The organism is Mycobacterium sp. HUMS_12744610 (assembly GCF_041206865.1).
Classification (GTDB): Bacteria; Actinomycetota; Actinomycetes; order Mycobacteriales; family Mycobacteriaceae; genus Mycobacterium; species Mycobacterium servetii.
In genome coordinates this window covers 2,926,563-2,950,399 of record NZ_JBGEDP010000001.1, presented here as the reverse complement: position 1 = coordinate 2,950,399, position 23,837 = coordinate 2,926,563, and the positions used below count along the sequence as shown (strand labels likewise).

The following is a 23,837-nucleotide window of genomic DNA, read 5'->3' as shown; positions in this document are numbered from 1 at the left end:
TCACGATGAGAAAAGGGGCCGCTCGCGTTCGGCGTGCCGCTCTGCGAGCGTATCGAGCAGCGGGTCGGACAAGTCGGCCAGTCCCTTGGCAGCTTCGGCCGCAGTGTGTTCGCAGAGCGGCGCGAGCCGAATCGTGCACGCCGCCACGTCGGCGGGATCCAGCGCCAGCAGCCGCTGCGCGGCCGTCGCCGAGCCGGTCATCGTCGTGTAGACGACGCTCAGCGCCCCATGTTCGGGGCTCAGTCCGCCGGCCGCACCGACCCGGCCCGCGGCGACGGCCAGGTGCGGGTGGGGGCCCAGGACGTCCCAGTCCACATCCGGGAAGACCCGTCGCGCCAACCGCGTCAGCCCCCGGCCCTGGCTGCGCGAGGCCTGCCGGGACGCCGGGGACGGGGTGCGCGCGTCGGCCTCCCGGTCGGCGTCGAGTGGGGTGAGCTCACCGCGGTGAACCGCGGCCGCGATGGACGCGGCGACCAGCCCGTGGCTGCGAATCCTTCTGCGCAGGAAGGCTTCGAGGGTCTCCATGTTGGTCAGCAGGCCGCTGGTGACGGCCTCTTCGACGCCGCCGGAGTGTACGTGCGCGCCGGTAGGCAGCCGCGAGTCCGCCAGGCTCAGTAGCATCGCCAGGGACATCATCGGGCGACGGTCGTTCCCGCGGCATCGGTCGACGGCGGCCGCTCCCGCGGGCTCGGCATGAGGAGGGTGGACATATTCGTCGATCCTGCCACGCCCCGGTGCCAACGCTGCCGACGCCCGGGGGCTCAAGGGTGCGGGATCGGCGGCTGCGCCGGCCCCGCGCCGTCGCCCTGGTCTTGCGGTCGGCCGGTCGCCCCGGATACCAGGTCCGGGCCGATGATGAGCCCGGTATGTGCCGGTCGGCTGCCGCCCCGATGAGCCCGGTCGAGCGGATGGGTGGAGATCAGCGAGGCGACGACGGCCCGTCTCGGCCGTGCGAATAGCTGAGCCGAACAGTCGCGGGTGTCAGAACAGGAAATAACGTTGTGCCATCGGCAGCTCGGCCGGCGGTTGCTCCGGCCAGACCTCGCCGTCGATACGCACGGTGAAGGTGTCCGGGTCGACTTGGATGTCGGGCAGGGCGTCGTTGAGCGGCAGCCGCGCCTTGCCCACGGCGCGCACATCCCGGACCGGCACCAGCGGCCTGGCGACCGCGAGCTTGTCCGCCAGGCCCGCGTCGATGGCCTGGGGCGCGACGAAATGCACGGAGGTCGCCTTCGTGGTGGACGGGGCGGCGCCGAACATCGGCCGCGGTAACACGGGCTGCGGGGTGGGAATGGAGGCGTTCGCGTCGCCCATCGCCGCCCAGGCGATCATGCCGCCCTTGATGACCATGTGCGGGCGCACCCCGAAGAACGCCGGCTCCCACAACACCAGGTCGGCGAGCTTGCCCGGCTCCACCGAACCGATCTCGTGGTCGAGGCCGTGGGCGACCGCCGGGCAGATGGTGTACTTAGCGACGTAGCGGCGCGCCCGGTTGTTGTCGGCGGCTTGACTACCCGAGGGGTCCCCGGGCAGCGCGCCGCGGCGGCGCTTCATCACGTGCGCGGTCTGCCAGGTCCGCATCACCGTCTCGCCGATGCGGCCCATGGCCTGCGAGTCGCTGCCCATGATCGAGATGGCGCCCATGTCGTGCAGAACGTCTTCGGCCGCCATCGTCGACGGCCGGATCCGGCTTTCGGCGAACGCCAGATCTCCGGGCACCGCGGGGTTCAGATGATGGCAGACCATCAGCATGTCCAGGTGCTCGTCGAGGGTGTTCACCGTGTACGGGCGGGTCGGGTTGGTGGAGCTGGGCAGCACATTGGGTTGGCCGGCGACCTTGATGATATCGGGCGCATGGCCACCGCCGGCGCCCTCGGTGTGGTAGGTGTGGATCGAGCGGCCGGCGATCGCGGCCAGGGTGTCCTCGACGAACCCCATCTCGTTGAGTGTGTCGGTGTGCAGCGCCACCTGCACACCGGCGGCGTCGGCGACCGTCAGGCAGGCGTCGATGGCCGCCGGGGTCGATCCCCAGTCTTCGTGTAGTTTGAAACCCGAAGCGCCGCCGCGCAATTGCTCCCACAAGCCCTCGGCGCTGACGGTGTTGCCCTTGCCCAGCAGCGCGAAGTTGACCGGCCAGCCGTCCAGCGCTTCCAGCATGCGGCCCAGGTGCCAGGCGCCCGGGGTGACGGTCGTGGCCTTGCTGCCCTCGGCGGGCCCCGTGCCACCCCCGACGATGGTGGTGACGCCGGAGCCGATCGCCTCGGGCATGAGTTGCGGGCAGATCAGATGTACGTGGCTGTCGATCGCCCCCGCGGTCACGATCAGGCCGTTGCCCCCGATGACCTCGGTGGACGGCCCGACCACCAGGTCCGGGTGCACCCCCGACATGATGTCGGGGTTGCCGGCCTTGCCCAACGCGGTGATGCGGCCATCGCGAATCCCGATGTCGGCCTTGATGATTCCCCAGTAGTCGAGGACGATCGCGCCGGTGATCACGGTGTCGGGCGCGCCCTCGGCCCGGGTGGCGCGCCCCTGGCCCATCGACTCGCGCAGCACCTTGCCGCCGCCGAACACCGCCTCGTCGCCGGCCAGACCCGGCCCGCCGCTGCGGTCCTCGGTGATCTCCACCAGCAAATCGGTGTCGGCGAGCCGGACCCGGTCGCCGGTGGTGGGCCCGTACACCAGGGCGTAGCGGTCACGGGACAGTGGCGCCATCAGTCGTCCAGCCGTCCGGGGGGAGTCAGTGTCAGCCCGTGCACCTGGCGCCGTCCGCGCAGCGGGACCAGGCGCACCCGCTGGGGCACACCGGGTTCGAAGCGCACGGCGGTCGCGGCCGCGACGTCCAGCCGGTAGCCGTGGGCCGCCTCGCGGTCGAAGGACAACGCCCTGTTGGCCTGCGGAATGTGAACATGACTGCCGACCTGTATCGGTCGGTCACCGGTGTTGACGATCTCCATCTCGAGGCGCGGGGCGCCCTCGTTGATCTCGATGTCGCCGCTGCCGTAGAGGATTTCGCCGGGGATCATGCGATCGGGTGGTGGACGGTGACCAGTTTGGTGCCGTCCGGGAACGTCGCTTCCACCTGCACGTCGGCGAGCATCTCGGGCACTCCCTCCATCACGTCATCGCGGGTCAGGACCTGGCAGCCGCTGGCCATCAGCTCGGCCACCGTGCGGCCGTCACGGGCGCCCTCGAGGATGTGGTCGCTGATGATCGCAACCGACTCGGGATGATTGAGCCGCAACCCGCGGGTCCGGCGGCGCCGGGCGAGCTCGGCGGCGTAGGACACTAACAGGCGGTCCTGCTCGTGTGGCGTCAGGCGCATGTCCGGTTATCCTGCCACGCCGGGGTGTCGGGGCCGCCGACACCCCGGGGCGCCCGTTTAGCCCGTGTCCGTAGCCGGCTCGAGGTTCTGCAGCCGCACCTGGCCCCGCGCCACCACCCGGTCGGTGGCGTCGGTGACGGTGACCAGCCAGAGTTGCTGGCGGCGGCCGCGGTGGATCGGCTCGGCCCGGCCGTACACGGTTCCCGACCCGATGGAACGCAGGAAGTCGGTGTTGTTGTTGACGCCCACGACGTTCCCCCCACCGCGGGTGGCCAGCCAGGTGTAGGCGGCCACGCTGGCCATGCTCTCGATCATCGAGCAGTACACGCCGCCGTGCACCAGGCCCATCGGCTGCAGCAGCTTGGGGGTGATCTCGAGTTGCGCTCGGACGCCGTCCGGGCCGAGTTCGGTGTAGCGCAGGCCCAATTCGGTGTCGAAGGGCGCGGTGAAATCCGGGTCTGGCGGTTGCACGCCCTCGTGTCTACACCATCGGCGTGTCGCCACCATCGGCGTGTCCGCACCATCGGCGTGCGACGGCCGGTCCCGGAAACGGGCGAGCCCCGTGCACCAGGCACGGGGCTCGCCGATCGAGTGGACCGGGGGTCACTGCAGCCCTCAGGACTCCGTCGCGGTCCGTCGACTTCGGTTGTCGCTCGATCACCGCTAGCATAGGCAAGGCTGCCCTAATTTCACAAGCCCCCGGCGGGCGACCCGGCCGCCTTTCGGTACGACGGCCGGTAGTAAGCCGGAGTACGCTTGTCGCGACGGTTGAGGAGATGAGCAGCCTATGGCCAAGCTGACCCGGTTGGGGGAATTGGAGCGCGCCGTGATGGACCACCTGTGGTCCACGCCGGAACCCCAGACCGTGCGCCAGGTCCACGAGGCGTTGTCGGTGCGCCGCGACCTCGCGTACACCACGGTGATGACCGTGTTGCAGCGGCTGGCCAAGAAGAACCTGGTGTCCCAGATCCGCGACGACCGGGCCCACCGCTATGCGCCGGTCCACGGCCGCGACGAACTGGTCGCCGGGTTGATGGTCGACGCGCTGGCCCAGGCCGAGGGCTCCGGGGGCCGGCAGGCTGCGCTCGTGCACTTCGTCGAGCGGGTCGGTGCGGACGAGGCCCAGGCCCTGCGCCGTGCGCTCGCCGAACTGGAAGCAAACCAACGCAATACGCCACCTACTGGCGTGTCAGCGGAGGCCTGAGGGAGACTGGCAGCGTGTCCGCGCTGGCCTTCACTCTGCTCGCGGTGCTGCTGGTCGGCCCGGCACCTGCCGTCCTGGCACGCGCCACCTGGCCGTTGCGCGCCCCGCGTGCCGCGATGGTGCTGTGGCAGGCCATCGCGCTGGCGGCGGTCTTCTCGACGTTCAGCGCCGGCATCGCGATCGCCAGCCGGTTGCTCATGCCGGGTTCCGACGGGCGGCCCACGGCCGGCGTCGTCGAGGCCGAGGGCCGGCTCGGCTGGCCGCTGTGGGCGGCGTGCCTGGCCGCCTTCGCGCTGACCGTGCTGGTCGGTGTCCGGTTGACCGTCGCCGTGGTGCGCGTCGTCATCGGCAACCGGCGCCGGCGGGCGCACCACCGGATGGTGGTCGACCTCGTCGGGGTCGACCACGACGCTGCCCGCGTCCAGCCGTGCGCACGGACCCGGGACCTGCGTGTCCTGGGGGTGGCGCAGCCGCTGGCCTACTGCCTGCCGGGCGTGCGCAGCCGGGTGGTCGTCAGCGAAGGGGCGCTGACCGCGCTCACCGGTGACGAGGTCGCGGCCGTCCTCACTCACGAGCGGGCCCACCTGCGGGCCCGCCACGACCTGGTGCTGGAGGCGTTCACCGCCGTGCACGCCGCGTTCCCCCGGCTCGTGCGCAGCACCAGCGCGCTGCGCGCCGTGCAACTTCTCGTCGAACTGCTGGCCGACGACGCCGCGGTGCGCGCCGCCGGGCGCGCCCCCCTGGCGCGGGCGCTGGTTGCGTGCGCGTCGGGCACGGCACCCTCGGGCGCGCTGGCCGTCGGCGGTCCCAGCACGGTGGTGCGGGTGCGCCGTCTGGCGGGGCGGGGCAACAGCCTGCCCCTGTCGGTGGTCGCCTACCTGGCGGCGGCCGCCATCCTGGTGGTGCCCACCGTCGCGCTGGCGGTGCCGTGGCTCACCGAGTTGCGGCGACTGTTCGACCTGTAGCGGCGGGCCAACTCGAAACTCCCCGAAGGACCGAATACTCCGCTGTGCCACAGTGTGTCGGGAAGGCTTGCAACAGAAGTTCTCCAACCTGAGAGGCGCGCAGACATGAGTTCGTCGGATACCAAGCCGAATGCCAAGACGGGTACCGCGCAGATCGGCGTTACCGGCCTGGCCGTGATGGGCTCGAACATCGCCCGCAATTTCGCCCGGCACGGCTACACGGTCGCGCTGCACAACCGCTCGGTCGCCAAGACCGACGCGCTGCTCGACGAGCACGGCGGCGACGGCGACTTCGTGCGCTGCCAGACCATCCCGGAATTCCTGGACGCGCTGGAGAAGCCGCGCCGCGTCCTCATCATGGTCAAGGCCGGCGAGGCGACCGACGCGGTCATCAACGAGCTCGCCGACGCCATGGAGGAAGGCGACATCATCATCGACGGCGGCAACGCCCTCTACACCGACACCATCCGCCGCGAGAAGGCGATGCGCGAGCGCGGCCTGCACTTCGTCGGCGCCGGCATCTCCGGCGGCGAGGAGGGCGCGCTGAACGGCCCGTCGATCATGCCGGGCGGCCCGGCGGAGTCGTACGAATCCCTGGGCCCGTTGCTCGAGGAGATCTCCGCGCACGTCGACGGCGTCCCGTGCTGCACCCACATCGGCCCCGACGGCGCCGGCCACTTCGTCAAGATGGTGCACAACGGCATCGAGTACTCCGACATGCAGCTGATCGGCGAGGCCTACCAGCTCCTGCGCGACGGGCTCGGCAAGAGCGCCGCGGAGATCGCCGACGTGTTCGACGAGTGGAACAAAGGCGAGCTGGACAGCTTCCTGGTCGAGATCACCGCCCAGGTGTTGCGGCAGACCGACGCCAAGACGGGCAAGCCCCTCGTCGACGTCATCCTCGACGAGGCCGAGCAGAAGGGCACCGGACGCTGGACCGTGAAGTCGGCGCTGGACCTCGGCGTCCCGGTCACCGGCATCGCCGAGGCGGTGTTCGCCCGGGCGCTGTCGGGTTCGGCGACCCAGCGCACCGCCACCATAGGGCTGGCCTCGGGTGAGCTGGGCGCCAAACCTGGGGACGCGAACCAGTTCACCGAGGACGTGCGCCAGGCCCTCTACGCGTCCAAGATCATCGCCTACGCGCAGGGCTTCAACCAGATTCAGGCCGGCAGCGCCGAATACGACTGGGGCATCACCCCCGGCGACCTGGCGACCATCTGGCGCGGGGGCTGCATCATCCGGGCGAAGTTCCTCAACCGGATCAAGGAGGCGTTCGACGCCGAGCCGGACCTGCCCACCCTGATCGTGGCCCCCTACTTCCGCAGCGCGATCGAGTCGGCCATCGACGGCTGGCGCCGCGTCGTGGTGAGCGCCACGCAGCTGGGTATTCCGGTTCCGGGCTTCGCGTCCGCGCTGTCGTATTACGACGCGCTGCGCACCGAGCGGCTGCCGGCCGCGCTGACCCAGGGTCTGCGCGACTTCTTCGGAGCCCACACCTACGGGCGGATCGACGAGCCGGGCAAGTTCCACACGCTGTGGAGCGGCGACCGCACCGAGGTGCCCGCATAGCTTTAAGGGCCGGACGAGGGACGAGACGAGTTGGGGCGACCACGATGAGGTTTCTGGACGGGCATCGACCCGGTTACGACCTGACCTACAACGACGTCTTCATCGTGCCGAACCGCTCGGAGGTCGCGTCGCGCTTCGACGTCGATTTGTCCACCCGCGACGGCTCGGGCACCACCATCCCCATCGTGGTCGCCAACATGACCGCGGTCGCCGGGCGGCGAATGGCCGAGACGGTCGCGCGGCGCGGCGGCCTGGTGATCCTGCCGCAGGACCTGCCCATCCCGGCCGTGCAGCAGACGGTCGGGTTCGTCAAAAGCCGCGACCTGGTGCTGGACACCCCGGTCGTGCTCGAGCCCGACGACTCGGTGTCCGACGCGGTCGCACTGATCCACAAGCGTGCGCACGGCGTTGCGGTCGTGGTCTTCGAGGGCCGACCCATCGGCGTGGTGAGCGAGGCGTCCTGCGTGGGCGTGGACCGCTTCACCCGGGTGCGTGACGTCGCGGCCAACGAGTTCGTCGCCGCCCCGGTCGGCACCGACATGCGCAAGGTCTTCGACCTGCTCGAGCACTCCCCGATCGGCGTCGCCGTGGTGACCAACCCGGACGGCACGCTGGCCGGAGTGCTGACCCGCACCGGCGCGATCCGCGCCGGGCTCTACACCCCGGCCACCGACGCGCGCGGGCGGCTGCGCATCGGCGCCGCCGTCGGCATCAACGGCGACGTCGGGGCCAGGGCCCGCTCGCTGGCCGAAGCGGGGGTCGACGTGCTGGTCATCGACACCGCGCACGGGCGCCAGGTCAAGACGCTGGAGGCGATCGCGGCGGTCGCCGGGCTGGGTCTGGACCTGCCGCTGGTGGCGGGCAACGTGGTGTCGGCGGAGGGCACCCGGGACCTGCTCGGGGCCGGAGCCGACATCGTCAAGGTCGGTGTCGGGCCCGGCGCCATGTGCACCACGCGGATGATGACCGGGGTCGGCCGCCCGCAGTTCTCCGCGGTGGTCGAATGCGCCGCCGCCGCCAGGGCCCTCGGTGGGCATGTGTGGGCGGACGGCGGGATCCGCCACCCGCGCGACGTGGCGCTGGCGCTGGCCGCCGGCGCGTCCAACGTCATGATCGGCTCGTGGTTCGCCGGCACCTACGAGTCCCCCGGCGACCTGATGCGCGACCGCGACAACCAGCCTTACAAGGAGAGCTACGGGATGGCGTCCAAGCGGGCCGTCGTCGCCCGCAGCGGCGCCGACACGGCGTTCGAACGGGCCCGCAAGGCGTTGTTCGAGGAAGGCATCTCGACCTCGCGGATGGGCCTGGATCCCGCCCGCGGCGGCGTCGAGGACCTGATCGACCACATCACCTCGGGCGTGCGCAGCACCTGCACCTATGTCGGCGCCGCCAACCTGGCGGAGCTGCACGAGCGGGCCGTCGTCGGTGTGCAGTCGGCCGCGGGGTTCGCCGAGGGCCATCCGCTGCCCCTGGGCTGGTGACACCACCCTGAACGCGTGGCAACCGGATGTTCCGGCTGGGACGCGAACTTCGCTACCATGGCATCTCCGGTGAAATTCCAGCCCGCAGCAAACCGCTGCGCGGCGTCGAGCGAAGGGGTTGACGTGCCGCAGGCACGCCTCGGGGCCGCTTTCCTGCGGGTGCAGCGGCCACCCGCGACGTTCCCGGGAACATCGTGAACCTCACCGCCAGTTTGGTCAGCGTGCTGGCCATCGCCGTGCTGATCGTCGCCAACGCGGTCTTCGTGGCGGCCGAATTCTCCCTGACGGCGCTCGACCGCAGCGCAGTAGAGGCCAACGCCCGCGCCGGTGGGCCCCGCGACCGTTTCATCCAGCGCGCCCAGAACACGCTGTCGTTCCAGCTCTCGGGAGCCCAGCTGGGCATCTCCATCACCACGTTGGTGACCGGCTACCTCACCGAACCCATGGTGGGCGACCTGCCGCATCCATGGCTGGACGCGCTCGGGATGTCCGACCACGCGGGCGACGTGATCATGGCGTTTCTGGTGATGGTGGTCGTGACGTCGGTGTCGATGGTGTTCGGCGAGCTGGTGCCCAAATACCTCGCGGTGGCCCGTCCGCTGGCGACCGCGCGCGCCGTCGTCGCCGTGCAGCTGCTGTTCTCCCTGCTGCTCACCCCCGCCATCCGGGTGACCAACGGGGCGGCGAACTGGATCGTGCGCAAGCTGGGCATCGAACCGGCCGAGGAGCTGCGTTCGGCCCGCTCGCCGCAAGAGCTGCTATCGCTGGTGCGCACCTCGGCGCGCAGCGGCGCCCTGGACGCGGCCACTGCCTCGCTGGTGCGGCGATCGCTGCAGTTCGGCACCCGGACCGCCGAGGAACTGATGACGCCGAGGTCGAAGATCGTGGCCCTGCAGACCGGCGACAGCGTCGCCGACCTGATCGCGGCGGCCGCCGAGTCCGGGTTCTCCCGCTTCCCGATCGTCGACGGTGACCTCGACGAAACCGTCGGCATCGTGCACGTCAAACAGGTTTTCGCGATCCCGCCGGCCGACCGCGCGCACACGCCGCTGACCGAGTTGGCCCAACCCGTCCCGGTGGTGCCGTCGACGCTGGACGGGGACGCGGTGATGGCGCAGATCCGCACCAGCGAGCTGCAGACCGCCATGGTCGTCGACGAATACGGCGGCACCGCCGGCATGGTCACCCTCGAGGATCTTATCGAGGAGATCGTCGGCGACGTCCGCGACGAGCACGACGACGCGACCCCGGACGTGATGGCGGCCGGCCGCGGCTGGCGGGTGGCGGGTCTGCTGCGCATCGACGAGGTTGCCACCGCCACCGGTTACCGCGGGCCCGAGGGGCCCTACGAGACGATCGGCGGGCTGGTGCTGCGCGAACTCGGCCACATCCCGACGGCCGGCGAGACCGTGGAGCTGACGTCGCTGGATTCCGACGGGCTGCGCGACGCGCCGGGACGCTGGCAGGCGACGGTGGTCCGGATGGACGGGCACCGCATCGACCAGCTCGAGCTGACCGAGCTGGGCGGCCCGCAGGAGCGGGGCCGCCGGTGAGCGACACCATGAGCCTGCTGCTGGCCGTGCTGCTGATCGCGGTGAACGCCTTTTTCGTCGGGGCGGAGTTCTCGCTGATCTCGGTGCGCCGGGATCGCCTCGAAGCGCTGGCCGAGCAGGGCAGGACCAGGGCGGTCACCGTGATCCGCGCCGGGGAGCAGCTATCGTCCATGCTGGCCGGCGCCCAACTGGGGGTGACGGCCGCCTCCCTGCTGCTCGGCCGGATCGGCGAGTCCGCGGTGTTCGACCTGCTGCAGTCGGGGTTCGGGCTGACCGATCTGCCCCCGACGTTGCTGCACACCGTGTCGTTCGCCGTCGCGCTGGCCATCGTGGTGACGCTGCACGTGCTGCTGGGCGAGATGGTGCCCAAGAACATCGCGCTGGCCGGTCCCGAACGCACGGCCATGCTGCTGGTGCCGCCGTACCTGGCCTACGTGCGCGTCGCCCGGCCGTTCATCGCGTTCTACAACCGCTGCGCCAACGCGGTCGTGCGGATGATCGGCGTCGAACCCAAGGACGAACTCGAGATCGCGGTCAACACCGCCGAGCTCAACGAGATGATCGCCGAATCCGTCTCGGAAGGTTTGCTGGATCGGGAGGAACACAGCCGGTTGACCCGGGCGCTGCAGGTCCGCAACCGGGTGGTCGGGGACGTGGTCGTTCCGCTGGCCGCGACCCGGGCGGTGCCGGTGGCCGGGCCTGACTCGGGGCCGACGGTCGGCAGTGTCGAGCAGGCGCTGGCCGAGACCGGGTTCTCCCGGTATCCGGTGGCGGGCCCGGACGGCCATTTCATCGGCTACCTGCACATCAAGGACGTGCTCACCCTCGGCGGCGACCCCGGGACCGCGATCGACCTGGCGCTGGTGCGGCCGCTGCCGCGGGTGCCCACGTCATTGCCGTTGGCCGACGCCCTGTCCCGGATGCGCCGCAACAACAGCCACCTGGCCCTGGTGACCGACGACGTCGGCGTGGTGGTCGGGATGGTGGCCATGGAAGATCTGGTCGAAGACCTGGTCGGCGCCATGAACGAGGCCTAGCGGGAGGCGTCGGCGGGGCCCGCACGGGCCGGGTGGGAGTGGCCGGCGGGCAGGGCGGCCCCGACCCGTATGATCGCTACGGCTGCCAGTAGAGATACGTGCTGGAGGTCAGAGCTATTCGCGCCGCGGTGCGAGCGTTGCCGACGAGTGGTCCTCAGTGCCCGCCGCGGTGTCGTCGGTGGAGCGGTCAGCGGGGCCTGACCTGCTGCTGCGGGTCGGCCGGGGAACGATCGTCAGGCTGCATGTCGGTAGGCTGACGCCATTGCCAGCTGAGGGCCGGAGGTGCGAGCAGGCCCGTTACGGAGGAGAGAAATGACTGATCGCGTGTCGGTGGGGAACTTGCGAATCGCCCGAGTGCTCTACGACTTCGTGAACAACGAGGCCCTGCCTGGCACCGACATCAACCCGGACAGCTTCTGGGCGGGCGTGGACAGGGTCGTCACTGACCTCAGCCCGCGGAACCAGGAGCTGCTCAACCGCCGCGACGAGCTGCAGGCCCAGATCGACAAGTGGCACCGGCAACGGGTGATCCAGCCCCTCGACCCGGAGGCCTACCGCGAGTTCCTCACCGAGATCGGCTACCTGCAGCCCGAACCCGACGACTTCACCATCACCACCGCCAACGTCGACCCCGAGATCACCACGACGGCGGGACCGCAGCTCGTGGTCCCGGTGACCAATGCCCGGTTCGCGCTGAACGCGGCCAACGCCCGCTGGGGTTCCCTCTACGACGCCCTCTACGGCACCGACGTCATCCCGGAGAGCGACGGCGCCGAGCAGGGCACCAGCTACAACAAGGTCCGCGGCGACAAGGTGATCGCCTACGCCCGCAAATTCCTCGACGAGGCGGCGCCCCTGGAGTCGGGCTCGTGGACCGAGGTTACCGGCCTGAGCATCGTCGACGGCCGCCTGCAGCTCGACACCGGCTCGGGGTCCACCGGATTGGCCGGCCCGGAGAAGTTCGTCGGATACAGCGGCGAGCTCGGCTCCCCCAACTGGTCGGTGCTACTGGTCAACAATGGCCTGCACATCGAGATCCAGATCGACCCGGAGTCGCCGATCGGCAAGACCGACGCCGCCGGCATCAAGGACGTGGTCCTGGAGTCCGCGGTCACCACGATCATCGACTTCGAGGACGCCGTGTCCGCCGTCGACGCCGACGACAAGGTCGGCGCCTACCGCAACTGGCTGGGCCTGAACAAGGGCGACCTGGCCGCCGAGGTCAGCAAGGGCGACAAGACCTTCACCCGCGTCCTCAACCCGGATCGCACCTACACCACCCCCGACGGCGGTGAGCTGACGTTGCCGGGCCGCAGCCTGATGTTCGTGCGCAACGTCGGTCACCTGATGACCAACGACGCGATCGTCGACGCGGACGGCAACGAGATATACGAGGGCATCCAGGACGCGCTGTTCACCGGGGTGTGCGCCATCCACGGGCTCAAGACCGGGGACGGCAACGGCCCGCTGGCCAACAGCCGCACCGGCTCGGTCTACATCGTCAAGCCCAAGATGCACGGCCCCGACGAGGTCGCGTTCACCGCCGAGCTGTTCAGCCGGGTCGAGGACGTGCTGGGGCTGCCGCAGAAGACCATCAAGGTCGGCGTGATGGACGAGGAGCGGCGCACGACCCTCAACCTGAAGGCCTGCATCAAGGCGGTCGCCGACCGGGTCGTGTTCATCAACACCGGATTCCTGGACCGCACCGGCGACGAGATCCACACGTCGATGGAGGCGGGCCCCATGGTGCGCAAGGGCGCCATGAAGACCCAGCCGTGGATCCTGGCCTACGAAGACAACAACGTCGACGTCGGTCTGGCGGCGGGTTTCGAGGGCCACGCCCAGATCGGCAAGGGCATGTGGACGATGACGGAGCTGATGGCCGACATGGTCGAGCAGAAGATCGCCCAGCCCCGCGCCGGTGCCAGCACCGCCTGGGTGCCCTCTCCGACTGCGGCGACGCTGCACGCGATGCACTACCACAAGGTCGACGTGGCCGCGGTGCAGGAGGAACTGGCGGGCAAGAAGCGCGCCACCGTCGAGCAGCTACTGACCATCCCCCTGTCCAAGGAACTCGCCTGGGCTCCCGAGGAGATCCGCGAGGAGGTCGACAACAACTGCCAGGGCATCCTCGGCTACGTGGTGCGCTGGATCGACCAGGGCGTGGGGTCCTCGAAGGTGCCCGACATCCACAACGTGGACCTCATGGAGGATCGCGCCACCCTGCGGATCTCGAGCCAGTTGCTGGCCAACTGGCTGCGCCACGGCATCATCACCAGCGAGGACGTCCGGGCCGGCCTGGAGCGCATGGCCCCGATGGTCGATCAGCAGAACGAGGGCGACCCGGCGTACCGGCCGATGGCCCCCAACTTCGACGACAGCATCGCGTTCCTGGCCGCCCAGGACCTGATCCTGCTGGGGGCGCAGCAGCCCAACGGTTACACCGAGCCGATCCTGCATCGGCGCCGGCGCGAGTTCAAAGCCCGCGCGGCGCAGTAAAATCGCCGGTGCCCCAGACCGGGCAGCAGATGCGATGAACTATCAGTTCACGTGACCAGTCGACGGAAAGGCGGCGGACGGCGGTATGGGTAGGCACAGCAGGCCCGACCCCGACGAGCCCGTCGACCAGCCGTCCGACGAAGACCGCTCGGGCGACGGGTTCGAGACGGGACCCTGGACGACCGACCCGTGGGGCGGCATCGGCTACCCCGCGCCGGAGGCCTCGCCGCCCGAGCCCGGCGAGGACGCGGCAGGCGGGGACGACGCCGGCGAGGAGGAACCTCCCGACGCCGAGGCGCGCTACCCCGCCGACGGCGCGTTCGGTGCGGGCACGCCCGACGAGTATCCGGAATTCGCCCCGCGCCCGGCGGACCGGGAGAGCGCGGCGGCCCCGTCGCTGTTCCGGGGCGGGCACCGGGGTCTCGGCGACTGGCGCGGCGGCCACCGCAGCGTCGGCGGGCGCCGAGGCGTCAGCGTCGGCGTGATCGTGGCGCTGGTGGCCGTCATCCTGGTGGTCGGCACGGTGATCCTGTGGAGCTTTTTCGGCGACGCGTTGTCCAACCGCTCGCACCGCGCCGCGGTGCGCTGCGTGGGGGGCAGAGAGGACGTCGCGGTCATCGTCGACCCGTCGATCGCCGATCCGGTGCAGCAGCTCGCGGAAAGCTACAACTCGTCGGCGGGCCCGGTCGGCGATCACTGCATGGTGGTGAAGATCAAGGCGGCCAACGCCGACGCCGTCCTCGGCGGCTTCATCGGCCAGTGGCCGGCCGACTTGGGCGAGCGGCCGGCGCTGTGGCTGCCGGGCAGCTCGGTGTCCGTCGCGCGGCTCGCCGCGGCCACGGGTCCCAAGATGATCAGCGACAGCCGGTCGCTGGTGACGTCGCCGGTGGTGGTTGCCGTCCGACCCGAACTCGAGCGCGCCCTGAGCGACCAGACCTGGGCCGCACTGCCCGGCCTGCAGGCAAACCCGAACGCCCTGGACGTATTGAACCTGCCGGGCTGGGGCTCGCTGCGGCTGGCGTTGCCGACGGGCGGCAACGGGGACGCCTCGTTTCTGGCCGGCGAGGCGGTCGCGGTCGCCTCGGCGCCCGCCGGCGCCCCGGCCACCCAGGGGATCGGCGCGGTCCACACGCTGCTTGGCTCCCAGCCCAAACTGGCGGACGACTCGTTGGTCGAGGCGATGAACGCGCTGGTCGACGCGGATGACGCCGCGTCCGCGCCGGTGCACGCGGTGATCACCACCGAGCAGCAGGTGTTCCAGCGCGGCCAGTCGCTGTCGGATGCCAAGGGCAAGTTGGGTGCTTGGCTGCCGCCCGGACCGCCGCCGGTGGCCGACTATCCCACCGTGCTTCTCAGCGGCGAGTGGCTGACGCAGGAGCAGGTGTCGGCGGGTAGCGAGTTCGCCCATTTCATGCGCAAGCCCGAGCAACTCGACAAGCTGGCCCGAGCCGGCTTCCGGGTCAACGGCATCAAACCGCCGAGCAGCCCGGTCACCGGCTTCCCCGCCCTCCCGCCCGCCCTGTCGGTGGGCGACGACGGCCTGCGGGCCACGCTGGCCGAGGCGATGGCCGCGCCGTCGAGCGGGCTGGCCGCGACGATCATGCTCGACCAGTCGATGCCCACCGACGAAGGCGGCAAGACCCGGCTGGCCAACGTGATCGCGGCGCTCGAGGGCAAGATCAAGGCGCTGCCGCCCTCCGACGTCCTCGGGCTGTGGACGTTCGACGGTCACGAGGGCCGGGCGGAGGTGGCGACCGGACCGCTGTCCGACCCCGTCAACGGCCAGCCGCGGACGGCGGCGCTGATTGCCGCCCTGGACAAGCAGTACTCCTCGCCGGGCGGCGCGGTCTCGTTCACGACGCTGCGCATGATCTATCAGGAGCGGCAGGCCAGTTACCGTGCCGGCCAGGCGAACTCCATCCTGGTCATCACCGCTGGGCCGCACACCGACAAGACGCTCGACGGGGCGGGCCTGCAGGACTTCATCCGCACCAGCGCCGACCCGGCCAAGCCGATCGCGGTCAACGTCATCGACTTCGGCGCCGACCCCGACCGCCCGACCTGGGAAGCCGTCGCCCGGCTCAGCGGTGGTGGCTACCAGAACCTGCCGACGTCGGCCTCCCCCGGCCTCGCCGCCGCGGTCAACACGTTCCTGAGCTGAGCCGAGCTCGCCGCCGGACTACGCGAACTCCTCCACCGGGGGACACGAGCAGACCAGGTTGCGGTCGCCGTAGGCGCCGTTGATGCGCCGCACCGGTGGCCACACCTTGGTCCGGAAGCCCTTGCCGAGCGGGTAGGCCGCCTCCTCGCGGGTGTACGGGTGGTCCCAGTCGGCGACCAGCAGACACTCGGCGGTGTGCGGTGCGCCCCGCAGCGGATTGTCGTCGACGGTCCACTCCCCCGAACCGACGCGGTCGATCTCGCCGCGGATGGCGATCATGGCTTCGCAGAACGCGTCGACTTCGGTCAGGGTCTCGCTCTCGGTAGGCTCGACCATGAGCGTGCCGGCCACCGGAAAGCTCATCGTGGGCGCGTGGAAACCGTAGTCGGCCAGGCGTTTCGCGACGTCGTCGACGGTCACGCCGGTCGCCTTGGTGATCGCGCGCAGATCGAGGATGCACTCGTGGGCGACCATGCCGTTCTCGCCGGTGTAGAGCACCGGGAAGTACTCGTCGAGACGCCGGGCGATGTAGTTGGCCGAGGCGATCGCGACCAGGGAGGCCGTGCGCAGCCCCTGCGCGCCCATCATCCTGATGTAGGCCCAGGTGATCGGCAGGATCGAGGCCGAGCCGTACGGCGCCGACGCCACCGGGTGGCCGCCGGGCAGTTCGGGGGCGAACGGGTGCCCCGGCAGGAACGGCGCGAGGTGCGACCGCGCCGCCACCGGCCCGACGCCCGGGCCGCCGCCCCCGTGCGGGATGCAAAACGTCTTGTGCAGGTTCAGGTGGCTCACGTCGCCGCCGAACCTGCCGGGCCGGGCCAGCCCGACGAGCGCGTTGAGGTTCGCGCCGTCAATGTAGACCTGGCCGCCGGCGTCGTGTACGACCGCGCAGATGTCGGCGACGTCGTGCTCGAACACCCCGTGCGTGGACGGGTAGGTGATCATCAGCGCGGCCAACCGGTCGGCGTGCTCGGCGACCTTGGCACGCAGGTCGTCGAGGTCGACGTCTCCGTTATCGCGGCAGGCCACCACGACCACCCGCATGCCGGCCAGCGCCGCCGACGCGGCGTTGGTGCCGTGCGCGCTGGACGGGATCAGGCAGACGTCGCGGTGCGGCTCGCCCCGGCTGGCGTGGTAGTCGCGGATCGCCAACAGGCCCGCGTATTCGCCCTGCGAGCCGGCGTTGGGTTGCAGCGACACCGCGTCGTACCCGGTGATCTGCACCAGCCAGCGCTCCAGATCGGCGATCAGGTGACGCAGCCCGCGCGTGTCGGATGCCGGGGCGAACGGATGCTGGCGCGCGAACTCCGGCCAGGTGATCGGCTCCATCTCGGCGGCCGCGTTGAGCTTCATCGTGCACGAGCCGAGCGGGATCATGCTGCGGTCCAGGGCGATGTCCTTGTCCGCGAGGGTGCGCAGGTAACGCATCATCGCGGTCTCGGTGCGGTACTGCGCGAACGCCGGATGGGTCAGGAACTCCGAAGTGCGGGTTGCGATGTCGACGCACACCGGTTCGGCGGGCGGCACCCCGAACGCCTCCAGCACCGCCGCCACGTGGTCGGCCGTGGTGGCTTCGTCGCACGCGACCGACACATGGTCGGCGTCGACGCGCCACACGTTGATGCCCTTGACCTTCGCCGCGGCGACGACGGCGTCGGCGCGCGCCGGCACCCGGGCCAGGACGGTGTCGAAGTACGTGTCGTGCACCACGGCGTCGCCGAGTCCGGCGCCGATCGCCTCGGCGTGACCGTGCACCCGGCGGGCGATTGCGGTCAGCCCCTCGGCGCCGTGGTAGGCGGCGTACATGGCGGCCATCACCGCGAGCAGCACCTGCGCGGTGCAGATGTTGCTCGTCGCCTTGTCGCGGCGGATGTGCTGCTCGCGCGTCTGCAGCGCCAGCCGGTACGCCGGGTTGCCGTCGTCGTCGACGGACACCCCGACCAGCCGGCCCGGCAGTTGACGCGCATGCTGGGCATGCACCGACAGGTATCCGGCATGCGGGCCCCCGAATCCCATTGGGACACCGAACCTCTGGCTGCTGCCGAACGCAACGTCGGCGCCGATCTCGCCGGGCGGGGTGATCAGCGTGCACGCCAGGAGGTCGGCGCCGATGGCGACCAGCGCCCCGCGGTCGTGCGCCTGCGCCACCAGGCCGGCCCAGTCCGTGACCCGGCCGCTGGCGCCGGGCAGCTGCGCGACCACCCCGAAGAACTCGCCGTCCGGCAGCCCCTCGCGCAGGTCGGCGGTGACGATCTCGATTCCCAGCGGTCGGGCCCGCGTGGCCAGCACCGCGGCGGTCTGGGTGAAGACGTCGACGTCGACGGCCAGCCGGTGCGACGTGCCCCGGGTGGCGCGGTGCATCAGCGTCATCGCCTCGGCGGCCGCGGTCCCCTCGTCGAGCATCGACGCGTTCGCGATCTCGAGCCCGGTCAGATCGGCCACCATCGTCTGGAAGTTCAGCAGCGCCTCCAGGCGGCCCTGACTGATCTCGGGTTGGTACGGGGTGTAGGCGGTGTACCAGGCCGGGTTCTCCATGATGTTGCGCACCAACACCGGTGGGGTGAGCGTGTCGTAGTAGCCCTGCCCGATCATCGACACGGCCACGGTGTTCGCCTCGGCCAGCGCGCGGAGCTCGGCCAGCGCCTCGGTCTCGGTGGCGGCCGGGGGCAGCGCGTCGAGACCGGGAGCGGCGCCGCCGTCGGTGAGCTTGTCGAGGATGCGGCCCGGCACGGCCTTGGCGGCCAGTTCGTCGAGCGAGTCGACGCCGATGACCGCGAGCATGGCCGCGACGGCCTGGCTGTCGGGGCCGATGTGACGGGTTGCGAAAGGCGAGTGGTCTGGCACGGGCGAACTCCTGACTGGACGGCCTGCATCGGCAGCAGAGGCAGAGGTGTGCGGCCCTCTCCCTCTGTCTCTGCCCGTTCGCCAGGCGCCTGAGAGATTCGGCGCCGCTACTGCTCAGGGCGCCTTTCCCCATCGGCGGGTGCGGACCGACACGGCCGCACCGCTTTCCAGAGGCATCGTAAACTCGCGCGGTCCGGGTGCCTGAGAGGTTGGTGGAGAGGTCTTGCTCCTTCGGCGCCCGTGACTGGCGGTCACGGAGCTCTCCCGCTCGAGTGCGATGCGTCGTCCAGCTTACTCAACGGTTCCGCTTCGCCGCGAGCGCGCGTGTCTGTACGCCGACACGCCGTGGGGCGTGTGCAATCGCGCACCTTCGCGCGGGGAAAGGGGGCGGCTAGCCGATCTTGCGGTCGCGGTGCTTGCGCCGGGACGCCAACTCGTCCTCGGGGGCCGCAATGGATTCGCCGCCGTCGGCGCGCTCGCCGGGGAAGTCGGCGATGACGCCGGTCAGCTCTCGCATCGCACCGGATACCGCGATGCCGAACACGCCCTGGCCGCCCTGCAACAGGTCGACGACCTCTTCGGCCGAGGTGCATTCGTAGACGGTGGTGCCATCGGAGAACAGGGTGATGTTGGCAAGGTCCTCGACCCCGCGTTGACGCAGATGGTCGACCGCGACCCGGATGTTGTGCAGCGAGATGCCGGTGTCGAGCAGCCGCTTGACGATCTTGAGAACCAGGATGTCCTTGAACGAGTAGAGGCGCTGACTGCCCGAGCCGGCGGCGCCGCGGATCGAGGGAACCACCAGCGACGTGCGCGCCCAGTAGTCCAGCTGGCGATACGTGATGCCGGCGATCTGGCAGGCGCTCGGCCCGCGATAGCCCACGAGCGCGTCGGGCACGGAATCGTCGGGGAACAGCCCGGGCTGCACGGGTTCGTGCGGCACCTGATCGCCTTTGCCTGCGGGGTCCGCGTGGTCGGCTAGATCCAGCTGCTCTTGACGTGGCTGGTCGCTCAAGGTGCTTCCTCTCGCCGGTCGCGCTCGTTCTCACTGGCTGCCCCGGCAGCCACGCTTGCTCAGGCCCGAGTGCTAGAGAGCTTACGCTGTTCGGTAGCCGCCGCGCCTTGTCTGGTCCTCAAAGTATGGCCGCCGCAACGGGGAGTGGGTGCGCTATCCGCCAGGCGTGTCGAGATCGCGGCGAGTTGAGACACATCCGTGACGTCCCCGTCCAGAGCAGCCGGCCACGCGGGCCGTCCCCGGGGTGATCGCGACCTGCGGTGACGGGGCGGCCCGCCGTCCGGGCTAGGTGGCCTTGAAGTCGTCGGGCGACACGCTGTCGAGGAATTCCTTGAACTTCTCCACCTCGTCCTCACGGACGCCGGTGTTGGAGTCCTCGTCGCTCTCGTCGGGGATGAGCAGCCCCGCCTGGTCGAGCACGGCTTCCTCGACGTAGATCGGAACGCCGACCCGCAGCGCTATCGCCACCGAGTCCGACGGCCGTGCCGACACGGTGATGTTGCGATCGAACACCAGGTCGGCGTAGAAAGTGCCTTCCTGCAGGTCGACGATCCGAACTTCTTTCAGCGAATGTCCAAGCGCCGCAATTACATCCCTGATGAGATCGTGCGTCAACGGGCGGGGCGGCTCCACGCCTTGCTGCTCGAGCGCGATCGCCGCGGCCTCGGACTGGCCGATCCAGATCGGCAGATACCGGTCGCCGTTGGCCTCGCGAAGCAACAGCACCGGCTGGTTTTGCGGTTGCTCGACGCGAATGCCGACAACACGAACTTCGCCCATTTGTGTCTGACCTCCGCACCTGCCGCCGTCTACGACCCATACTCGGCGCGACGTCGCGGTCGAACACCAAGTTTCGCTTGAAGTCTAGTCCTCAGGGGCGCAGAACGTCGCGAACGGCGGACTTGATCAACGATGTGTGCAACGTAATTGCGAGCGCCGCGACCTCGCGCGCGAGATCGTCGGCGCGGTCGCGGGCGCCGGCCTTTCCGGCCTTGACCACCGGGCCGGCGATCTGGGCGATCAGGTCGGACTGCCGGTCGGCCGCGGAGCGGAAGGCCCGCAAATGCCGCGGCTCGACGCCGTATTCGGACAGCGCGTTCGCGCACTGCAGAATCACCACTGTGTGTTCGTCGAAGAAACCGCCCGGGCCGGTGGTGACCACGCCGGCTTTGAGGAGCGCCGTCAAGAGGTCGTCGTCGACGCCCGAGCGCGCCACGAGGTCTTCGCGGCTGAGCCGGACGCGGGTGGGAGCCACTGCGGCCGTGTCGGATTCGGCGACCTCCCCGTCGTCGGTCACCGACACCAGCCGCGGGACGCCGTAGGGCGACCCGACTGCCGGCAGTTCCCCGTCTGGCTGGGCGTCCAGCTGCGCCCTGATCACCTTCAGCGGTAAGTAGTGGTCGCGCTGGGCGGTCAGGATGAAGCGCAACCGCGCGCAGTCGTACGCGGTGAACCGGCGATATCCCGACGCGGAGCGCTGCGGCGTCAACAACCCCTCGGCCTCCAAGAACCGGATCTTGGAGATCGTGACATCGGGGAAGTCCGGCCTCAGCAGGTCCAGTACCGCCCCGATCGACATCCCGGCCAGAGCCGGGCTATCGGGTGCGCTCACTAGCCTCCGGAACCTCCCCCGCCCTCACCTTGCTTGGGCCCCGTCAGGAACACCAGACGGAATTTGCCGATCTGCACCTCGTCGCCGTTCGCCAGCACCGCCGAATCGACCGGCTCGCGGTTGACGTAGGTCCCGTTGAGGCTGCCGACGTCGACGACGTGGAATTCGTTGTTCTCCAGCCGGAATTCGGCGTGGCGGCGGCTGACGGTGACGTCGTCGAGGAAGATGTCGCTGTCGGGGTGCCGGCCTGCCGACGTGATGGGCTGGTCGAGCAGGAAGCGGGATCCGGCGTTCGGTCCCCGCTTGACGACCAGCAACGCCGAGCCCGCCGGAAGGCCCTCCACTCCTGACACCGCGCTTTCGCCGCCCGTTTGTGCGGGGGCGTCCAGCTCGTTGAGGAAGTCGGCCCGGAAGACGGACGTCGTCTCCACAGTGACTTCGTCAGAACTCTGGTCTTTCCCCATGTCGGAGTCCATGTCCGTCACGCGCTGCTCCTCACTGGCCGCTGTGGCGTTGTCTAACCGAGCCGCTCAGGCCGGTCGCCCACTTGTTTCGCTTCGCCCGGTATTGCTTGTCACTGCCTGCTCGCCTTGATGTGTCGACCGTACCGCGCACCGCTCGGCAATGTGCCCACCACCTCGGCATCGGAAGCCCGACCACTTGGGTGGCGGTTCCCCAGCACGGGGGAACTGCGCGGGCCCATGTGGAGACGTACCCCCGCGAGCGGGAGCGACACCTCCACGATCGAGCTTGCCGCGCCGCGCGCACGGGCGCGGCGCACGGCTGGCAGGCACATTAGCAACCGTCATTCGGTCAGCGTGCCGCGGTACGCCTCGGCGTCGAGCAATCCCGAGATGGCCGACTCCAACTCGGCGACGTCCGAGACCTGAACGTCCACCAGCCATCCGGCGCCGTAGGGGTCGGAGTTGACCAGCTGGGGGCTGCCGTCCAGGTCGCCGTTGACCGCGGACACTTTGCCCGAGACGGGCGCATAGAGGTCCGACACCGATTTCGTCGACTCCACTTCGCCGAAGGACTCCCCCGCGGTCAGTTCGGCACCCACCTCCGGCAACTGAACGAAGACGACATCGCCCAACGCCGACTGCGCGAAGTCGGTGATCCCGATCCGCGCGGTGTCCCCGCTGCGGCGGACCCACTCGTGTTCGGCGGTGTAGTGCAGATCGGGCGGGATATCGCTCACGGTAATCCTGTTCTGATCGGGTTCACTTGACGGGCTGAGCGTATTGGTGCGGTTTTGGTTGCCGCAAGGTGGCCACATCCACCTTCTCGGCCTGCTGCACCGACATCCGCGCGCCGACGCGCTTGATGCTGTCCTCTGCGCCGCCCGGAATGTTCATCGCCGCGGCCAGCGTCGGCGGATCCCCAATCGCCAGAACCGAATACGGTGGCGACAGGGTCTTGTTGTCGACGACCAGCGAGCCAGGAATACCCGCCATCCAGGTGTCCACACCCACCCGCACGGACTGGCGGGCGTCGTTGACCTCGATCGCCTCGGCGCCGGCGGCACGCAGCTCGTTGACGACGTCGAGCATCGCCTCCGGCGACACCCCGGGCCCGGGGTCCTTGATCGTGACGGTGACGCCCGGCCCCGTGGCCCCCACGGCGCCGGCCAGGATCGACAGCGCCGCCAGCCTGGCCTGCGCGCTCTGGATGGCCGCTTGATCGGTGTTGCCGGCGGCCTGCAACGAGTTCAGCGTGCTCTGCAGCTCGCTCACCTCGGTGTTGAGGGTGGCTTCGCGCTGGCGCAGCGAGTCCAGCAGCACGAGCAGGTCCGCGGGCCTCGCGGTGTCCAGGGAATCGCCCGTCTTGGTCTGCCGGACCTGTGTGACGATGCCAATCCCCAGGAGCAGACACAACAAGATGGCCAGAGTCCCGAAGGCCATCCGGGTGCGGCCGCCCCGCAAGAATCCGGACCACCCTCTGCGGTGCACCGCGCCGATCGCGGGCCGCGGGCGGTGGGCCGGTAGTTCGTGGCGGCCCCCACGCCGCTCGTCGGGGGTGCCGGGGGGTTCGTCGGGGGCGCGTTCGGGCGGGTCTTGGTTCATCCCGGTCCCGTCTCCATCACTGCGCCGCTCCTCCTCATCGCTTCGCTCTGCATCGTCGCCGGCGGGGTTGATCCGCCGCTCCTCCTCATCGCTTCGCTCTGCATCGTCGCCGGCGGGGTTGATCCGCCGCTCCTCCTCATCGCTTCGCTCTGCATCGTCGCCGGCGGGGTCAGGCACCGAACAATCGGCGGCGCAGCGCCGCGGCGTTGCCGAAGATGCGGATGCCCAGCACGACGATGATCGCCGTGGACAACTGGGTGCCGACGCCGAGTTGGTCGCCCACATAGACGATCAGCGCGGCCACGAACACGTTGAAGACGAACGACACCACGAACACCTTCGAGTCGAAGATCCGTTCGAGGTAGGCCCGCATCCCGCCGAACACCGCGTCCAGGGCGGCGACCACCGCGATCGGAAGATAGGGCTGGATCACCTCGGGCACCGCGGGGTGGAAGACCAGGCCCAGCACGATGCCGACGGCGAGCGCCGCGATACCGATCATGCGC

21 protein-coding genes and 2 riboswitches are annotated in these 23,837 nt (G+C 70.1%); of the genes, 8 read left to right on the top strand and 13 right to left on the bottom strand.

Annotated elements, in window-relative coordinates:
- From AB8998_RS14500 to AB8998_RS14480, 5 genes are all read right to left on the bottom strand, one after another.
- A complete protein-coding gene (locus AB8998_RS14500; protein WP_369738540.1) occupies nt 1–636 on the bottom strand; it encodes an urease accessory protein UreF in 636 nt (211 codons plus the stop codon).
- Nucleotides 637–981: 345 nt separating this feature from the next.
- Nucleotides 982–2,715 carry an urease subunit alpha gene (locus AB8998_RS14495; RefSeq protein WP_369738539.1) on the bottom strand — a complete coding sequence of 578 codons (1,734 nt, stop codon included), beginning with the start codon at nt 2,713–2,715 and terminating at the stop codon, nt 982–984.
- Nucleotides 2,715–3,026: an urease subunit beta gene (locus AB8998_RS14490; protein WP_369738538.1), complete on the bottom strand. Its 312-nt coding sequence runs from the start codon at nt 3,024–3,026 to the stop codon at nt 2,715–2,717. The genes AB8998_RS14495 and AB8998_RS14490 overlap by 1 nt, the downstream gene beginning before the upstream one ends.
- Entirely contained in the window at nt 3,023–3,325 is a 303-nt protein-coding gene (locus AB8998_RS14485; protein WP_369738537.1) for an urease subunit gamma, read from the bottom strand. Before AB8998_RS14485 ends, AB8998_RS14490 begins: the two co-directional genes overlap by 4 nt.
- Before the next feature lie 57 nt (nt 3,326–3,382).
- Entirely contained in the window at nt 3,383–3,796 is a 414-nt protein-coding gene (locus tag AB8998_RS14480; RefSeq protein WP_369738536.1) for a PaaI family thioesterase, read from the bottom strand.
- 316 nt (nt 3,797–4,112) lie between these two features.
- Between AB8998_RS14480 and AB8998_RS14475 the strand changes: the two genes are divergently transcribed.
- The 8 genes from AB8998_RS14475 to AB8998_RS14440 all read left to right on the top strand — a co-directional run bounded on the left by AB8998_RS14475 (nt 4,113) and on the right by AB8998_RS14440 (nt 15,794).
- Entirely contained in the window at nt 4,113–4,529 is a 417-nt protein-coding gene (locus AB8998_RS14475; protein ID WP_369738535.1) for a BlaI/MecI/CopY family transcriptional regulator, read from the top strand.
- A gap of 14 nt (nt 4,530–4,543) precedes the next feature.
- A complete protein-coding gene (locus tag AB8998_RS14470) occupies nt 4,544–5,494 on the top strand; it encodes a M56 family metallopeptidase (RefSeq protein WP_369738534.1) in 951 nt (316 codons plus the stop codon).
- A 105-nt stretch (nt 5,495–5,599) separates the two neighbouring features.
- Nucleotides 5,600–7,063 carry an NADP-dependent phosphogluconate dehydrogenase gene (gene gndA / locus AB8998_RS14465; protein WP_369738533.1) on the top strand — a complete coding sequence of 488 codons (1,464 nt, stop codon included), beginning with the start codon at nt 5,600–5,602 and terminating at the stop codon, nt 7,061–7,063.
- A gap of 44 nt (nt 7,064–7,107) precedes the next feature.
- The gene (locus AB8998_RS14460; protein WP_369738532.1) at nt 7,108–8,544 is read left to right on the top strand and encodes a GuaB1 family IMP dehydrogenase-related protein; all 1,437 of its coding nucleotides are present in this window, start codon (nt 7,108–7,110) and stop codon (nt 8,542–8,544) included.
- Nucleotides 8,545–8,738: 194 nt separating this feature from the next.
- A complete protein-coding gene (locus tag AB8998_RS14455; protein ID WP_369738531.1) occupies nt 8,739–10,097 on the top strand; it encodes a hemolysin family protein in 1,359 nt (452 codons plus the stop codon).
- An 8-nt stretch (nt 10,098–10,105) separates the two neighbouring features.
- Complete coding sequence (locus AB8998_RS14450; RefSeq protein WP_369741575.1) at nt 10,106–11,134, top strand: hemolysin family protein; 1,029 nt, start codon at nt 10,106–10,108, stop codon at nt 11,132–11,134.
- Nucleotides 11,135–11,446: 312 nt separating this feature from the next.
- Nucleotides 11,447–13,633, top strand: a complete 2,187-nt coding sequence (locus tag AB8998_RS14445) for a malate synthase G (protein WP_369738530.1) — start codon at nt 11,447–11,449, stop codon at nt 13,631–13,633.
- Between the two features lie 85 nt (nt 13,634–13,718).
- Nucleotides 13,719–15,794 carry a substrate-binding domain-containing protein gene (locus tag AB8998_RS14440; protein WP_369738529.1) on the top strand — a complete coding sequence of 692 codons (2,076 nt, stop codon included), beginning with the start codon at nt 13,719–13,721 and terminating at the stop codon, nt 15,792–15,794.
- 18 nt (nt 15,795–15,812) lie between these two features.
- On the opposite strand, the gene gcvP is transcribed toward AB8998_RS14440, so the two are convergent.
- The 8 genes from gcvP to AB8998_RS14400 all read right to left on the bottom strand — a co-directional run bounded on the left by gcvP (nt 15,813) and on the right by AB8998_RS14400 (nt 23,833).
- The gene (gene gcvP, locus AB8998_RS14435; RefSeq protein WP_369738528.1) at nt 15,813–18,638 is read right to left on the bottom strand and encodes an aminomethyl-transferring glycine dehydrogenase; all 2,826 of its coding nucleotides are present in this window, start codon (nt 18,636–18,638) and stop codon (nt 15,813–15,815) included.
- 60 nt (nt 18,639–18,698) lie between these two features.
- Nucleotides 18,699–18,817, bottom strand: a riboswitch (glycine riboswitch).
- A riboswitch (glycine riboswitch) is annotated at nt 18,818–18,915 on the bottom strand.
- Nucleotides 18,916–19,029: 114 nt separating this feature from the next.
- The gene (locus tag AB8998_RS14430; RefSeq protein WP_369738527.1) at nt 19,030–19,653 is read right to left on the bottom strand and encodes a MerR family transcriptional regulator; all 624 of its coding nucleotides are present in this window, start codon (nt 19,651–19,653) and stop codon (nt 19,030–19,032) included.
- Nucleotides 19,654–19,938: 285 nt separating this feature from the next.
- Nucleotides 19,939–20,433, bottom strand: coding sequence for a bifunctional nuclease family protein (locus AB8998_RS14425; RefSeq protein WP_369738526.1), 495 nt, complete (start codon nt 20,431–20,433; stop codon nt 19,939–19,941).
- 91 nt (nt 20,434–20,524) lie between these two features.
- Entirely contained in the window at nt 20,525–21,265 is a 741-nt protein-coding gene (gene ftsR, locus AB8998_RS14420; RefSeq protein ID WP_369738525.1) for a transcriptional regulator FtsR, read from the bottom strand.
- On the bottom strand, nt 21,265–21,750 hold the full coding sequence (gene garA / locus AB8998_RS14415; RefSeq protein ID WP_369738524.1) for a glycogen accumulation regulator GarA: 486 nt from the start codon (nt 21,748–21,750) through the stop codon (nt 21,265–21,267). The genes ftsR and garA overlap by 1 nt, the downstream gene beginning before the upstream one ends.
- 320 nt (nt 21,751–22,070) lie before the next feature.
- Nucleotides 22,071–22,466, bottom strand: a complete 396-nt coding sequence (gene gcvH / locus AB8998_RS14410) for a glycine cleavage system protein GcvH (protein WP_369738523.1) — start codon at nt 22,464–22,466, stop codon at nt 22,071–22,073.
- A gap of 22 nt (nt 22,467–22,488) precedes the next feature.
- Entirely contained in the window at nt 22,489–23,331 is an 843-nt protein-coding gene (locus tag AB8998_RS14405; RefSeq protein ID WP_369741574.1) for a DUF881 domain-containing protein, read from the bottom strand.
- A gap of 169 nt (nt 23,332–23,500) precedes the next feature.
- On the bottom strand, nt 23,501–23,833 hold the full coding sequence (locus tag AB8998_RS14400; RefSeq protein ID WP_369738522.1) for a small basic family protein: 333 nt from the start codon (nt 23,831–23,833) through the stop codon (nt 23,501–23,503).
- Nucleotides 23,834–23,837 lie beyond the last annotated feature (4 nt).

Excerpts from the sequence above, each read along its gene's own strand:
- AB8998_RS14500 (WP_369738540.1), bottom strand. The coding sequence starts at position 636 with ATGATGTCCCTGGCGATGCTACTGAGCCTGGCGGACTCGCGGCTGCCT.
- AB8998_RS14495 (WP_369738539.1), bottom strand. The coding sequence starts at position 2,715 with ATGGCGCCACTGTCCCGTGACCGCTACGCCCTGGTGTACGGGCCCACC.
- AB8998_RS14490 (WP_369738538.1), bottom strand. The coding sequence starts at position 3,026 with ATGATCCCCGGCGAAATCCTCTACGGCAGCGGCGACATCGAGATCAAC.
- AB8998_RS14485 (WP_369738537.1), bottom strand. The coding sequence starts at position 3,325 with ATGCGCCTGACGCCACACGAGCAGGACCGCCTGTTAGTGTCCTACGCC.
- AB8998_RS14475 (WP_369738535.1), top strand. The coding sequence starts at position 4,113 with ATGGCCAAGCTGACCCGGTTGGGGGAATTGGAGCGCGCCGTGATGGAC.
- gndA (WP_369738533.1), top strand. The coding sequence starts at position 5,600 with ATGAGTTCGTCGGATACCAAGCCGAATGCCAAGACGGGTACCGCGCAG.
- AB8998_RS14460 (WP_369738532.1), top strand. The coding sequence starts at position 7,108 with ATGAGGTTTCTGGACGGGCATCGACCCGGTTACGACCTGACCTACAAC.
- AB8998_RS14450 (WP_369741575.1), top strand. The coding sequence starts at position 10,106 with ATGAGCCTGCTGCTGGCCGTGCTGCTGATCGCGGTGAACGCCTTTTTC.
- AB8998_RS14445 (WP_369738530.1), top strand. The coding sequence starts at position 11,447 with ATGACTGATCGCGTGTCGGTGGGGAACTTGCGAATCGCCCGAGTGCTC.
- AB8998_RS14440 (WP_369738529.1), top strand. The coding sequence starts at position 13,719 with ATGGGTAGGCACAGCAGGCCCGACCCCGACGAGCCCGTCGACCAGCCG.
- AB8998_RS14425 (WP_369738526.1), bottom strand. The coding sequence starts at position 20,433 with ATGGGCGAAGTTCGTGTTGTCGGCATTCGCGTCGAGCAACCGCAAAAC.
- AB8998_RS14405 (WP_369741574.1), bottom strand. The coding sequence starts at position 23,331 with ATGAACCAAGACCCGCCCGAACGCGCCCCCGACGAACCCCCCGGCACC.
- AB8998_RS14400 (WP_369738522.1), bottom strand. The coding sequence starts at position 23,833 with ATGATCGGTATCGCGGCGCTCGCCGTCGGCATCGTGCTGGGCCTGGTC.